Genomic DNA, 14,223 nt, shown 5'->3' with positions numbered 1-14,223 from the left:
CCTGACGGAGAGTCCCCCTTTTGCGCCCTGTCCCGCGCGGTGAACCTTGACAATTGTGCCGTCGATCATTGCCATCTCCATGTCGGGCTGGTCAGACAAGTCATTGAACATGCGTTCGAAAACGCCTGCTCTGGCCCAATCCCGGAACCGGCGATAGATCGTATTCCAGTTCCCGAAACCGGGCGGCAAATCGCGCCACGGCGATCCGGTGCGCGCAATCCAGAACACCGCTTCCATGAACAGGCGCGGATCACTGCCAGTGCGCCCAGGATGCGCCTTGAGCCCAAGGCAATGCGGTTCCATCTTCGCCCATTGATGATCGCGGATAACAAATCTGCTCGTGTCCATTCAGACCTCCCTTTTGGAAGGTTGAATCAGAACTCACGCTAGTTGGGAATCCTGAATCTCAACAGACCCCAGAGCAACGTGGATCGTTTGAGCTTTGGTTTGACCCGGAAATGGTCTGGGCACCGCCACCGGGCGGCAAGCGTGGTCGTCAACAGCTTTTCAGCGATGCTGCGATCCAGGCCTGCCTTACCCTGAAGGTTTTGTTCGGGATGCCGCTCAGGCAAACGACTGGGTTCGTGCAGAGCCTGTTGCGGCTGATCGGATTGGAGTGGGCGGTGCCCGATTACAGCATGCTATGCCGTCGCCAGAAGACCCTGAATGTCAGTTTGCCGTATCGCGGCGGTACGGGGCCACTGAACTTGCTGATCGACAGTACAGGCATCAAATCCGAGGGTGAGGGCGAGTGGAACGCGCGCAAGCATCCCTCTCATCGAAACGGCGCATCTGGCGCAAGATACACATAGGGATCGATGCAGAAACACTGGAGGTTCGGGCCGTGGAGGTCACCACCAGCACTATCGGCCCCTCTCGGCAGATTTCTTGCAGAAATCGCCTGCCGGGCAATGGACGCGCCCATGTTGCCGGAATTGCTCAACCAGATCCCGCCCGATCAGGATATCGGGTCCGTGACTGCCGACGGGGCCTATGACACGCGCAAATGCCATGACGCCATTGCCGCCCGCGATGCCCATGCCGTCATACCACCCCGAAAGAACGCCAAGCCATGGAAGCCCACCAGCCCCGGTGCCATCGCCCGCAACGATGCGCTCAACACGTCGCGCTATCTCGGTCGAACCATCTGGAAGCGCTGGAGCGGATACCACCGTCGGAGCCGCGTCGAGAGCAAGATGCATTGTGTGAAACGACTGGGTCAATCCTTGATGGCGCGAGACTTCGAGCGGCAGGTCGCGGAAATCCAAATCCGCATCGTGGTGCTCAATCGCTACACCACCCTTGGCATACCTGTCACTGTGACCGTAGGATAAATGCGTCCGGGGAAAGGGGAAGACCGCCCTTCAACCGATTTGTGCAACAAAGCCTCGTTCACCGTATCATGATGTCCAGATCACACGTTGGTTTGTCACGTGGTCAGACGCGTAGCGCCATTTATAGGCCATATCCCCGCGCATGAAATCGAACGTCTTGAAGCCCTTTGACCAGAGCCATTCGAAAATCTCCAAGTGCATGATACCGCCGGGAGAAAACCGGTTCAAACCGGTGTCGTGGGTGGGGCGGTAGCCAAAAAAGCAGCTGCAATTGAGATACCCGTAATAAAATCCGATCGGCTTATCATCCAATCTCAATTCAAACAGCGTGATCAATCCTGCACGCCCAAGCGGGCCAATTGAGTTGCGATAGAACCTCCGCATTACATGATCGTCGAAGGACAGGCCCCGGTCCTCGCGCCCGAACCATTGGCGCAGGTGCATTTGCATGAACGCATTGACGCGTTTTGCGATCGCATCGGGATCAGTGTGCACATGGCATTCAAGCTGTCCCATTCTTCTGAGACGGCGGCGTTTGATCAGATACTCCCGCTTGCCGACCGCAAGGTCATAGGCAGCGCCCTCAAGCGACAAGATCGGGCACACCGACGCGTCTTCGATGCGGTTCCTCAACTGAGCGTCCGCGCGCGCCACAGCAACGATGGAAGAATGCTCTGGCAGCTCATCAAGGACAATCGATCTGTATCGACCAGACGTCATTCCTGTCTTGAGCGCACCGACAAGGGCGGTTGAGACAGAGAAAGCATCTTCTGAACTGTCGATCACCACATCCAGATAGTCGGCCCATGGGTCGCCAAGAAACCGCAGCGTCTTGGCGCCACGCTCCAACATCAGAGGGGCGAGGCCCCGCACGACGCCATGACGTTCGACAACCAGAATCTCAAGGTCGTGGAGACCGCTTTTGGAGCCCACAAGGTGCCACCAAGCTCTGACCCACTGGTAGCTCTGGAACGGGCTGACCGAAGACGCCGACACCATCTGTTCCCAGGCTGCCTGCAGGTGGGAAAACCCGCTCTCGCTTGTGACGACCCGAACCGTCAGATCGGTTTCGATGGGAGCGGGCATGTTCTGGTCTCTTTGCTTGCCGATTGGAGCCTGTCAGATGCTGAAAACGCCTTGCCGTTTCTAAGCGGACACCTGTGTTATCCACCGATGTCCTGGAAAAAATGAGTGAGGGAGACTAATCGCCGTCGCGCCCGCCTGCAACATACTGCACCTCTTCGAATTCCCTGGCGATGTCATACACTTCGCCGCGCAACTGCGCGGGATCGGTATCGGCGAGAAGGCAGCGCTCCAAAAGCAACGCAATCTGCTGCATTTGCTCGCCTCCCATGCCCAACCTGGTGAGCTCCTGAACGCCCATCCGCAATCCTGGCTGGCCGGAGGATGGCAGAACAACAACTGTGCTCCGTATACCGGCGCGACAGAGCGCATGGCCCCACGGGATCGGATCTTGCCCCTCGGGCGGTTCGATCCAGACCTGGTGCGTTTCGCTGAATTCAAAATCGGACCCTGACACGCGAAAGCCTGTCTCTGAAAGGGCTGTCGCAAGCTTTTTTGCGTTCGACACGATATCCCGGCCGTATCTGACCCGATCGGGCTGAAGCTCGGAAAATGTTATCGCGAGGGCGCCAACATTATTGGCATGGGCACTTGAGACCTCAAATGGCATCCTGTCGCCCATCGCGCCAACGGCGTCTTCATCGTTGCTTATGAAGATGCCTTTCTGCGGACCGGGGAAAGTCTTGTGCGTACTGCCGGAAATCGAGGTGATACCTGTCTCGAGCCCGATGCGATGCGGAAAGGCCGGGACCAAACCCAGGATCTGAGAGGCATCAAGGCAGACCCTTACGGAGCGGGGTACCGCCTGACGGATTGCATCCATCCTTGGCAGTTTCAAAAGCGTCGAAACATCGAAGTACACCAGACTTGCCTGAGTTCTCTGGCAGTCCTGCGCCAAGGCGTCGATGTCGATTTCGCATCTCTGCCTATCGAAGGGGATGAAAGACGGCTTGAGACCAAGACGTTCACAGATCTCTTGCGTGGCGTAGTGACCTCCACAGCTGGGGTCCATGATCATCACTGCGTCTTCGGCACGCGCCATCGCCGATAACACCGATTTTGCCGCATGAAGCCCGGATAGGAAGTTCACAAACGCTGTATCAGCATCAAAGAACGCGCAAGCCAGCTCAGCGCAATGCTCATATAGCCGGTCAAGCGCGATGGTGTCTCCGTAAAAGAAACCAGGCCCTTCTGCCCCGGGATACCGCCCATAGGCAGCCGCACCGATTGCCTTCATCGCAGCGGGTGACATCCTGTTTTCGGTTGGAAAGAGACTTAGCCCTGGGCTGGTCTCAAGCAGCGATATCACATCGCTCGTGGACAGGCGCTGCACGGCAAAATCATCCCTCAATGTTATTGGGTTGCTGCGACAAACTCATGATATCGAGTTTTCCATCGTCGATCACACGTTCGATCTGAGCCTGCCCGTCATGGTTGCTTGTTTCGACGTCCTTTCTGAATGGACTGACTTCGGTGACATCGCAGGACGAAATGAAATACTCGAACAGATCGGGATTGTAGCTGTTCAGCTCCTGAATCAAATCAAGCGTTTCTTGCTCGCTTTGCTTGTCCATGCCGGGCACATTGACCATGAACGAGGCAAAGACCTGTATGCCCAGGTCCTGTACGGTGCGGACGAATTCGCGAACATTTTCGATATCCAGCCGTTTATTGGTGGCATCGGCAACCCTCTGCCCGCCTTCGACGCCAATCTTAACGGCATAACACCCATTCTCTGCCCAATGCCTCCAGAGGTCTCGGTCGACCGAACCATCAAGCATATAGCTGTCGGACCGCGTCAGAACCGCCCAGGGCAGGCCTGTCCGGCCCATGATGTCGCCATAGGCAATTGCATCGTCCCTTTGTCGATAAAAGTGGTTATCTGCGTCATCATAAAGCGACGTGACCCCGGGAAATGCCTCCACGAGCCCTTGAACCTCCCGCTCCAGCCGGTCTAGCGAAAAGAGTTTCTGGATCTGCGAACTCTTCGGCCAATAGGCGTGGATCCAGATGCAGAACTTGCACCTGTATTGGCATCCCCACATGCTGACAAACTGTCCTTGCGGCCCTTCAGGAGTGGTCTTGAAACGGGCCGAGTAACGCTCGAACAGGTCGGGATCGCGATAGGCAAAGGGCAAGGCATCCATCTGCTCGACGCCAAGAACTTCGCGTTGGCTGGCCATACCGACGCCTGGATTGGCCAGATAATCCGCAACGGATATCAGATACTCACCCGGGACCGCAGCCTTAACCCCTGGCCAGTTCAACAGATCCAGGCGATCCTTCTGCACATTCGGTCCAATCAACAGCACCGGCGCGATTGACGAAATCTGTTCAAGGATGACCGGATCGCTATGTTCGGTCTGCTCGCTGGTCTCGAAGATCACGATTTCCGGCTCAGAGGCCGCGACCATTTCCACAACCTGAGCGAGATCAAGCTTCATCAAACAGGCATCAACAGTCACAACCGAATGACCGGCTTTCTCAAGCAGGGAATGCAGATATGCCAGCAGGAATGGCCAGGGGAAGTACCCGGTCCCATCGTTCGCGCGGTCCGAGATCGTTGCAGGCCAGCGCGATCCGGACTTGTGCCACCATCGGGTCCCGTTGCTTGTTTGGCAAGGTTCCGGCAAGGCGTAGTTTAAGATGGTCACTCTCATGGATTTACAGCTTACATTGCTATGCCACTAGATTGATATGAGCTACTCAGGGTTATGTCCATGCTCTTTCTTACAGCCTGGGGTTGAATTGACGCCCAGTGCGAACCGATAGACCAAGCCTCGCCTCTTTGAAACCTGGCCATAACGATCTGTCCGATCCGGTCATCGCCACCTCGGTCGGCGATGCCTGATCATGACGCACCGACAAATGGCTAACGTGCAGCGGCGCGGCCCGCCGGGGACAACCGAAAGTGGAGTTCGATCTGAGCTTTGCCTGCCTTGGCAGGGTCGTTCTAGCCTGAGCCGCAGACTATAGCTGGCCTTGGTCATTCTGGTTCAACTCGACCAGATAACCATCCGGATCGCGTACGAACGCAATCACTTCATCACCAATCTCAAACGGCTCTTCGGCCACCTCAACACCCTCTGAACGCAGGCGCTCCGCCAAGGCTCTGGTATCCTGAACGGCAAAGGCGATATGCACGCCGGTTCGGACGGGTGCGGGCGCATCGCTTTCGTACCAGAGTTCAACGCCAGGCGAATTCCCGGTTGGCGAGACCTGAACGATCTCACCCTTCGGGATCGGATACCGAACGATCACCTTACAGCCCAGCTTGCCGCAGTAAAAATCCATGGCGCGGGCCATATCGGCGACATCCAGTTTGGCATGTAAGAACGCAAGAACATCCATTTCAGATCCCTTTTTGCTGTGATGGGGTCAGAACCGTGGTGGCAAACTCGAGATGATGTCCCGCAATGCGGCCGAAGCTTCGCAAAACGCGCTTTCGACACTGTTGCGCGCGCAGTGCGGCTCGATCGTGACCCAACCATCGTATCCCCTGTTGGCAAGGTCCCGCAGGATCGGTCTCCACGGCACAGCTCCGGCATCGAATGGACAGGTCTGATAGTGCCGCCCCTGATCCTGAAAAGACCGCCACCCTTGGGTGTCGATATCGGGACCGGCAATCTGAAGGGCATTTTTGGCGTGGACATATTTGGTATGGCGCGCCGTTGTCCGTGCGAAAATGAGTGGATCATTTCCGGCGATATAGGCGTTCGTCGGGTCAAGCGTCAGGCCGAAACGGGGTTCGGCCGCAGCCGCCATAAGCGCCGCCACCCCACCTGGGCGGCGCGTTGGATCACTTGCGGATGGGTCGTTCCCAAAACCGTCTGATTCATTCTCGATCAGAACGTTCACGGACGTAACGGGTGAAGAGGCCAACAGATCGGATAATCGTTCTGCATAAATCAAACTGGACCGCTCGTCGTCGCGCTTGCTTCGGTATCCGAAATAGGTGTTCACATTGGGCGCGCTCAGCGCCTTGGCTGCCAAGAGTGCGTCTTTCAGCGTGGCTGCATCCGGCGTCACGTCTGACCCCCGGCCCAGCTCGGTTGCGCTGGACACCGCAGCAACTTCCAGCCCTGCATCGGCCAAAAGAGAGGCCATCCGGGTCATGGAGTACGAGAAGTTCTTGGGGTACCACAATTCCACGCCGGAAACACCGCACCCCACGGCCAATTCGATAATGGCCTCCAACGGCTCGCCATCGTCGAGTTCTCCCGCCGATATCGCTAAGCGCATTTCACCCCCATTCGCGATCTCGCGTCACCGCATCAATCCACCGCTGTTTACCACAATGACATGGCCGGAAACGGCACGAGAGAGCTCGCTGGCCAGAAAAAGAACAACGTTTGCAACATCTTCCGGGTGCTGCGTGCGTCGCAATGCCCGGGCATTGGCGATCTCTTCCGAAAGGCTCATCAGAAATTCGCTGTCGCGCACGCTGTCGGACAATGTCAGCCCAGGTGCGACGCCATTTACCCGGATTCCGAATGGCCCCAGTTCGCGCGCCAAGCATCGCGTCATCGTATCCAAAGCACCCTTGGAAGCAAAATACGCCAGCTGACCTTCATATGCTGCCCAGATCGCATCACTGACCATATTGATGATGCAACCACCGTGCGTTTCCATCAGAGGTTTCGTCGCGCGTGCACACAGAAATGGTCCGCGCGTATTCACGGCGAAGATCCGATCCCAATATTCCGGAGACATGTCCCAGTAATCCTGGAACGGACGCTCACCCTGAACCATGATGGCGGCGTTGTTGACCAGGATATCGAGCCGCCCGAACGCGTCCCTGAGCACGCTAAACCCCTGGGCCACGGATTTCGGGTCGGACACGTCCATTGCCAGTGCCAGAGCGTTGCCACCCAGATCCTGCGCGGCAGCCGTGCAGGCCTCTTCCTCCCGATCCGCGATCGCAACGCGAGCCCCGGCATTCGCCAAGGCTCGTGCATGTGCCAGACCCATGCCCTGGGCAGCACCGGTGACCAGCGCGAACTTTCCGTCAAGTAATCCATTGATCTGAGCGGTTTGCATCATGAAGCCCCACAGGTCCGGGTTGGTTGGATGATATCGGTGAGCATTGCTGACAGCCGCGCTTCCACTGCCTGGGCATCCAAATCACCAGCAGCACATCCAAGCGCGATGTCATGTGTTTCGGAGATGATCCCCTTGACCTGGGTTTCGGGGCCAAAAATCTCCTGCGCCTGCTGTTGCTCTGGGGCTGAAGCTTCCTGCCACAGGCTGTCGTCAAACGCGATGTCCGGATCTGGCTGAACGAATTTCGGATCGTCCGGCCCAAGCCAGCCGCCCCACATCAAGGGACGGTCATTCACAAGGCTAAGAAGCGGGTTCTCGAACTGCCGACAAAGCTGAAAATGACCGAAATCAACGATCATTCCTGTGGGTGGATCGACCCCAAGCCCGGCTGCATATTGCAGGTTCACACCATCCAAGGACACCGGCGGTTTACGTCCGAGTTTTGCCAAAGCGTCCGACAGTTGCTGCGTGGTCGCTTCCAGCGGGAAGCCTGCATAACGTGCCGCCAGCCCTTTGTCGTCGTCCTCAAATATCTCCATCCGGCTGCCGGGGCTTGCACTGGTCAAGCCGTAACGCCGCAGCGCGAACTCGATCTGAAGCATCGCCCGCTGGAGGGCCGTGCCGCTGCTGGGCAATTCGACACCGTTCGGATGCCGCAGATGGGCCCTGCGCACCATAAAACCGGCGGGGACTTCTCCGCCACCTTGCCATTTCAGGTTAAACGGGCACAGCATGATTGCATAGGCGGGCAGACAGGTGAGTGGCGGCAGTTCCCGGCCGAGAACATGCGCCACCAGGCGTTGAACCACGATTTCCTCAAAAGCCTGCGACAGTGAAAACAGGCCGTTTCTATGCTCGCCATGGACCGGTTTTCTGCCAGGCTCGATGCCGCAGCCCTTTACATCCAGCAGGCCCGAAACCTGGCCCGCGGCGTTTGGAACAGTCACCACGGCTGAACGCCCATAGCGCGCGGGGCGAAACGCGCGACGCTCGGTCTGGCCGATGCGGATGTCGGTATTGACATCGTTCTTAACCAATTGCCCTTTGCTGATAACGCCCGCCATGCGTGCCATCCAGGCCCCCAGGAACGTCCGGCGCTCGGTAACGGACCGATAGTTTTCGAATGCATGGGTCGCCAGACCCGGGAAATCAGCCAAAATCGCAGCATCGTCGAGCCACACGCATCTGAGGCCGGGAAGGGTGTGCAACATCTCTTGCCGTACGCCCATGTTTACGAAGTTGTTGTATCCGGCGAGATGCAATTTTCTTAAACCTATTAATTGTGTTTAAGCTGGCAAGTTCTCCTTAAAGGGTAGGGGTGCCAGGCGTTTTTGGCAAGAGAAGCTCCTTTTGGCAGGCCAAGGCGATTCTCGAACCCGCCACGGGAAGAGGTGAATCACGGGCGCTTTTGTCCAGATCACCATCCCGTCTTGCAGTGACCCACCTCATCTCCGATTGCGTCTTAAGGTTGAGTTTAAGAGCAAACTTTCTGCTTATAAGGGGGTTTTCGTTGCAAAACCCGTCTGTTTCGGCCACTGTTAACCAATACATTCAGGAATTTTCACAGCAAATCCACCGGAGGTCCCCATGGTTGACGACAATACACAGAATGAAGCCGCGGCAGATGCTGCCGAAGCTGTTGTTGCAAGCGCCGAAGCCGCGCCCAGCACGACATCGCTCCGCGACATGCTGAATTCGGCGTTGGAAAGCCTGATCGCGCATGCAGCGGGCACGCTTGAAACAACCGGTGTCTCGGCAAAGGACACAGAGGTTATTCTGCAGGCACTGGGCGACAAGAAGTCCGAACTGGATCAGCAGCTTGGCGAAAGCCTTGCCGGTAACGGGTTCGTCGCCAGCGAGGCCGCAATCGCGCCCATCCTCGAGTCGCTGGCAGCTGAAGTGGCCCCAATGCTGGCCGCCGAGGCGCTTAACCTTGCAACCGCCGCAGAGCGCACAAATGTGCTGCGCGCCGGTTCGCTCAACCCCGAAGTGTCAGCAGCCATCCCGGCGGCAGAAATGACGGCCGTGCAATCGGCGGCTGAGATGACGGCAATGCAATCCGCAGCGGAAGTGATGGCAATGCAGTTAGCTGCGGAGATGATGGCTGGGCGCGCCGCCGCCGAAGCGTCGCCCTTTGCACCCGCCGCCGCAGAGATGGTTGCCAGTGAGGTAACTCCGAACATGATGGCGGCGGAACCGATGCCATTTGTTGCCGCTGAAGCGATGGGAATGTTGGCGGCTGAAGCCAGACGGCCTGTGGTGTTCTACGATTGAGTTCACTTCGCCCTATGTTCGCGCATCAGGATTTAGCATGACAGGCCCGGGGGTGCACTTTCTTGACGACGAGGAAATTGCCTGCGTGGTCGAAGTTCTTCGGTCGCGACAATTGTCGCGTTACCGGTTCAAAGGCGAGGGCGAGGCACAGACCTCTTACTCCAACGTCTCAAAGTTTGAGGCCGAGATGGCTGGCCAGCTTGGCGTGCCACATGCGATCGCTATGAACAGTGGCACATCCGCCCTCCTGTCAGCCCTGGTTGCCGCCGGTGTTGGCCCGGGCGATGAGGTGATCGTACCCGGATATACCTTTGTGGCAACGATGTCTGCCATCGTCCATGCCCGGGCCATCCCTGTCCTGGCCGAGATTGACGAAAGCCTGAATATCGACCCGCAGGATGTCCGACGACGGATCACGCCTGCGACCAAGGCCGTGATTGCGGTGCATATGCTTGGGGCGCCATGCGAGATGGACGCTTTGAAGGCGCTTTGTCACGAACATGGCCTTGTCCTGATCGAAGATGTGGCCCAGGCGGGGGGCGGCACCTACAAGGGAAAGGCGCTGGGATCCTGGGGGACTGCGGGTGCGTTTTCGCTCAATGTCTTCAAGACGTTTACTGCGGGCGATGGTGGCTTGCTCACCACATCGGATCCCGAGCTTTATCGCCGCGCTTTTGGATTTCACGATCAGGGATTTGAGCCCGAGCGTGCCGGGGTGCGTCCAGCTCCGGACCTGCCCTTTGGCTTGAACCTGAAGATGGCCGAATTGGTGGGCGCGGTTGCTTACGTCCAAGCAACAAAGCTGCCAAGGATCCTGGAGGCGACACGGACGCGCAAGCGCGCCTTTCTAAATGACATCGGCGACATCCCCGGTGCTCGGGAACGCGCGATACATGACCGGGACGGGGATTGCGGCACAGTGATCACCTATCTGTTCGACGACCCGAGGCAAGCTCACACCTTCGCCGAGGCGCTGGGGTGTCGTGTGCTAATCGAAACCGGACGGCACCATTACGCAAAAATGGAAGCCTTGATGAACCGTCAGGCCTGGAACGGCAAGGGCTGCCCATTTGACTGCCCCTCTCACCCCACCACGAGAAGCTATTCACAAAGTGACCTTCCCCACACGGATGATATTCTAGGCCGCGCCGTAGCGCTCTCGGTTGGTGTCAGCGACAGCTACCTTGGGCCGGGATTTGGCGTGACTCCCATGAGCTCCCCCGCAGAAATCAAGACCATCGCCGACGAGCTTCGAGAGCGTGTATCTACACGGATGGGCTGGTGAGAGGGTCCTTTGCATATTTGGACAATGCGGTTTCCGCTCCACTCGGGGAGGGGCGATCATGCCAATCGCAACACAGGGAGGGGTTTGCCGCCGCAGCGAAAGGGATCAGCGAGGTAAGGTTATGAAACTTGTCAGCATTCTTTGGCCCAGCAATTACCCTAATTTCGAAGCAGACAGCATTTTCGTTTTCAATCGAATGTTACTGCGGCACCTCGCCGAATTTCCGGGACTAGATGTCACGATTCTGGGCCCCCGGGGTATGCCCCCCGTCGCCGAGCAGGTCTCTCACCATACAATCGAACTGGGGCGCAACAAATTCTCGGTCCGGCTTGGATTCCCCTGGGCCGAGATGCGCGATGCATTGGCCGAGCTCAAGCCCGACGTTGTTTTCGTGAATATGCCTGAACAGGCCTTGGCTCTGCGCATTCTGGTGCGTGAAGAGCTGCGGCTGAACACTCGAATTGTAACTTATGTGCATTACGTGCCCGGCAATGTCACCGAAGGCAGTGGTGACATCGTCGTCGAACCAGGTATGGATCATGCCGGGGGCGGGCAATTGATTTTGGTCCGGTTACTGGAATGCCTATACGCCAGCGACCTGGTACTCACGTGCTCGAACTTCGCGCGAAACACCTTGATGTCAATGGCAGAACGCTTGTTCGGGCCAGATCAGACCAGTGCGCCTATCGAAGTCCTCCATCCCCCGATTGATCTTGCCGAAGTTGAAGCAGCCGGATGTCGTGACGAAAGCGGAGTTGCCCGGATCGTCTATAATCATCGCTTGTATAACGAATACGGCACCTGGGACATCTTCAATCTTCTGGACGAGCTCTATGACGAAGGCAACTCAGAGTTTCGCGTTCTGGTGACCAATCCAACCGGGGCCCGCAATCGGGAACGCGACACCATCAATCCGCAGGTCACCCGCAACATCGAGGTGTTGGCCAAAAAACCCTATGTGGACTTGCAGCATTTCGACCGGCGCAACGACTATTATGTGGCGCTCAAGCAATCGGTGGCCGGGATCGCTCCCATGAAGGCAAACGCGCTTTGGAGTATGAGCGTCGTCGATGTGCTGGCGGTGGGCCGACCGGTCGTTGCATTCAACATCGCCAGCTTCTCCGAGATAGGGCTACCGGTAAGGGATCTTGTCCCTGACGGATCGTCATTCAAGGCCCGCATCACCCAGATTTTGCATCAGAGCAGCAGTCATAAAAACCAACATGTCGAAGAGCTCACCAATCTGGCGAACCAGTACAGCGCCGAACGTGTTGCCTTTAGATTCAACAATCAGATTATGGCACTATGACCACGACCACCTCGAACACCGGGGACGGAACGGTCGTTCCGACCCACGCCAGATATGCACATGAATATGACCGCCGGTTGAGGGTCGGTCTGGTCGGTTGCGGCGAACAGAGTTTGCGCAACATTCTGCCCGCCTTGCGGTTCTGCCCGGTCGATCTGGTTGCGATGGCCGATATCATCCCCGAACGCGCGCGCAAAGTCGGGCAAAGCCTGGGAGTTGAACGCATCTTTGGGACCCACACTGATCTTGCGGAATCGAAAGAGGTTGACGTCATTCTGCTGGCAACCGGCTACGACACGGACGGGAGAGCCCTTCACGCCCGTCAGGCCGGAGACATCGTCGAACGAGGCTGTCACGTCTGGGCCGAGAAGCCACCGGCCTCGAATGCCGCCGAGATTGTGGCCCTGGCAAATCGGGCGGAGCGAAGCCGACGCAGTCTTGGCTTTGGGTTCATGAAAATGTTCACACCGGCGATGGCACAGATTCATCGGATTTTGGCCAGCCAACAGTTCGGTGCCGTTACCAGCGTGACCCTGAGGGACCCCGAACAGTTGATGGATATGTCGTCACGCAATGATCCTCAAAGGCTGAAATGGTTGCTCGATCATGTCGTGCATTCTCTCTCGGTCCTTGTTTCGACAGCCGGCCGAATTGAAAGGGTGATCGTGGAACGCGCCGACAACGGCGCCGCCGCGATCCTGCTGCGTTTCGAGGCCGGAGCAATTGGTACTCTGGTTCTGCCGTGGGGGCAGTCTGGCATGGCACCGAAAGAACGGCTTGAAATCGCAGGCCAGGGCGAAAGCCTGCTGCTGGAAAACACCACACGTCTTACCTATTACCGCGCTGGCGCATTGGGGCGTGGTGCGCCCGCCTATGGCAGGGTCGCAGACATGTACACCAGCTTCGAGGAAGCCCCGCTGCTGTGGGATCTGCAGACCTATTCCGGCGAACCCTACAACATGCATGTCTTCTACCAGGGCTACGCTCCGTGTCTGATCGCATTCTTCGAGGCTGTGATGGCCGGCCAACCGGTACGCCGCGCAGGGCTGCGGGACGCGCATCATATCATGGAAGCCTATGACGCCATCTTGAGATCAACTGACGGTGTTCCAGTCGATGTTTCAACCGGTGTCGACGTAAAGGATTGCTGACTATGTCGATGGGCGTTCAACTGGGTGATTTTTCTTGGCATCAGATATCTGAACGCCTGCAAACCGATTGCCGGTTGGTGCTTCCCCTCGGTGCCACCGAGCAGCATGGCGACCTGAGCCTGGAAACAGACAGCCGTACGGCAGAAGCTGCCTGCCAGGCTGCATGCAAGCGGTCTGGACTGATTATGGCTCCGGTGCTGCCATTCGGCGCCTCGGCTTTTTCTGTGAATTTCCCCGGCACAGTCTCTCTGCGAACCGCGACCATCTCCGCTGTGATCGAAGACATGATCGACGGCTTCTACCGTCAGGGGTTTCGTCGGCTCATCTTTGTCACCGGTCATGGGGGCAACGAAGTTATCACCGGCACGATCTCCGAAGCGATGCTGGATCGACCACAACTGGCGATCCACTATGTTTCGGTCTACGGCTGCATGGCCGACGAGGTCGCCGCTGTCGAACAGGGCTTGGGTGCCATACATCCCGGCGATCACGCGAGTTGGTATGAGGCATTGCCATTCAATCGTGTCGGCCCGATCCACCAGCAGGATGAAAGAATAGATTTCGATGCCGATTTCCCGGAGTTTCCGCTCAACCCGCGATTGGCACGCGCACGCCTGGGCAAAGGCGTTCTGAGCGGGCGCACCACCGCCCCTGACGCGGCGATCGAACGGGTTTGGCGAACCGCCATAGACAATCTGTGCGCATGCTTCGCGAAAATGCCGCCCGAACCACCGGAGGCCTAGA

Annotated in this window: 13 protein-coding genes and 1 pseudogene; 6 read left to right on the top strand and 8 right to left on the bottom strand. The window is 57.6% G+C overall.

What is annotated here, in order from left to right:
• Positions 1–348, bottom strand: a 348-nt coding sequence (locus HEP69_RS14115; RefSeq protein ID WP_290559186.1) for an IS5 family transposase, incomplete at its 3' end; no start/stop codon positions are given.
• Between HEP69_RS14115 and HEP69_RS14110 the strand changes: the two are divergent.
• Positions 333–1,334: pseudogene (locus HEP69_RS14110) on the top strand (IS5 family transposase). The gene HEP69_RS14115 and the pseudogene HEP69_RS14110 overlap by 16 nt on opposite strands.
• 66 nt (positions 1,335–1,400) lie before the next feature.
• Here HEP69_RS14110 and HEP69_RS14105 read toward each other — a convergent pair.
• From HEP69_RS14105 to HEP69_RS14075, 7 genes are all read right to left on the bottom strand, one after another.
• A complete protein-coding gene (locus tag HEP69_RS14105; RefSeq protein WP_290559185.1) occupies positions 1,401–2,420 on the bottom strand; it encodes a GNAT family N-acetyltransferase in 1,020 nt (339 codons plus the stop codon).
• Between the two features lie 115 nt (positions 2,421–2,535).
• A complete protein-coding gene (locus tag HEP69_RS14100; RefSeq protein WP_290559190.1) occupies positions 2,536–3,726 on the bottom strand; it encodes an aminotransferase class I/II-fold pyridoxal phosphate-dependent enzyme in 1,191 nt (396 codons plus the stop codon).
• Between the two features lie 31 nt (positions 3,727–3,757).
• On the bottom strand, positions 3,758–4,861 hold the full coding sequence (locus tag HEP69_RS14095) for a radical SAM protein (protein WP_290559184.1): 1,104 nt from the start codon (positions 4,859–4,861) through the stop codon (positions 3,758–3,760).
• 526 nt (positions 4,862–5,387) lie between these two features.
• The gene (locus HEP69_RS14090) at positions 5,388–5,768 is read right to left on the bottom strand and encodes a VOC family protein (RefSeq protein WP_290559183.1); all 381 of its coding nucleotides are present in this window, start codon (positions 5,766–5,768) and stop codon (positions 5,388–5,390) included.
• Positions 5,769–5,795: 27 nt separating this feature from the next.
• Complete coding sequence (locus HEP69_RS14085) at positions 5,796–6,659, bottom strand: sugar phosphate isomerase/epimerase (protein ID WP_290559182.1); 864 nt, start codon at positions 6,657–6,659, stop codon at positions 5,796–5,798.
• Positions 6,660–6,683: 24 nt separating this feature from the next.
• Positions 6,684–7,457, bottom strand: a complete 774-nt coding sequence (locus tag HEP69_RS14080; RefSeq protein WP_290559181.1) for an SDR family oxidoreductase — start codon at positions 7,455–7,457, stop codon at positions 6,684–6,686.
• Complete coding sequence (locus tag HEP69_RS14075) at positions 7,457–8,722, bottom strand: hypothetical protein (RefSeq protein WP_290559180.1); 1,266 nt, start codon at positions 8,720–8,722, stop codon at positions 7,457–7,459. The genes HEP69_RS14080 and HEP69_RS14075 overlap by 1 nt, the downstream gene beginning before the upstream one ends.
• Positions 8,723–9,047: 325 nt before the next feature.
• Here HEP69_RS14075 and HEP69_RS14070 point away from each other — a divergent pair, with 325 nt between their 5' ends.
• From HEP69_RS14070 to HEP69_RS14050, 5 genes are all read left to right on the top strand, one after another.
• Complete coding sequence (locus tag HEP69_RS14070; protein ID WP_290559179.1) at positions 9,048–9,734, top strand: hypothetical protein; 687 nt, start codon at positions 9,048–9,050, stop codon at positions 9,732–9,734.
• 37 nt (positions 9,735–9,771) lie between these two features.
• Positions 9,772–11,019, top strand: coding sequence for a DegT/DnrJ/EryC1/StrS family aminotransferase (locus HEP69_RS14065; protein ID WP_290559178.1), 1,248 nt, complete (start codon positions 9,772–9,774; stop codon positions 11,017–11,019).
• Positions 11,020–11,140: 121 nt separating this feature from the next.
• Positions 11,141–12,328, top strand: coding sequence for a glycosyltransferase (locus HEP69_RS14060; protein WP_290559177.1), 1,188 nt, complete (start codon positions 11,141–11,143; stop codon positions 12,326–12,328).
• Positions 12,325–13,479, top strand: coding sequence for a Gfo/Idh/MocA family oxidoreductase (locus HEP69_RS14055; RefSeq protein ID WP_290559176.1), 1,155 nt, complete (start codon positions 12,325–12,327; stop codon positions 13,477–13,479). The genes HEP69_RS14060 and HEP69_RS14055 overlap by 4 nt, the downstream gene beginning before the upstream one ends.
• A gap of 2 nt (positions 13,480–13,481) precedes the next feature.
• A complete protein-coding gene (locus HEP69_RS14050) occupies positions 13,482–14,222 on the top strand; it encodes a creatininase family protein (RefSeq protein ID WP_366111453.1) in 741 nt (246 codons plus the stop codon).
• Position 14,223: the final 1 nt, after the last annotated feature.

It is taken from the genome of Aestuariivita sp. (genome assembly GCF_021404545.1).
Lineage (GTDB): Bacteria > Pseudomonadota > Alphaproteobacteria > Rhodobacterales > Rhodobacteraceae > Aestuariivita.
The sequence above is the reverse complement of the archived record's forward strand: the minus strand, read 5'-3'. Positions and strand labels throughout refer to the sequence as shown.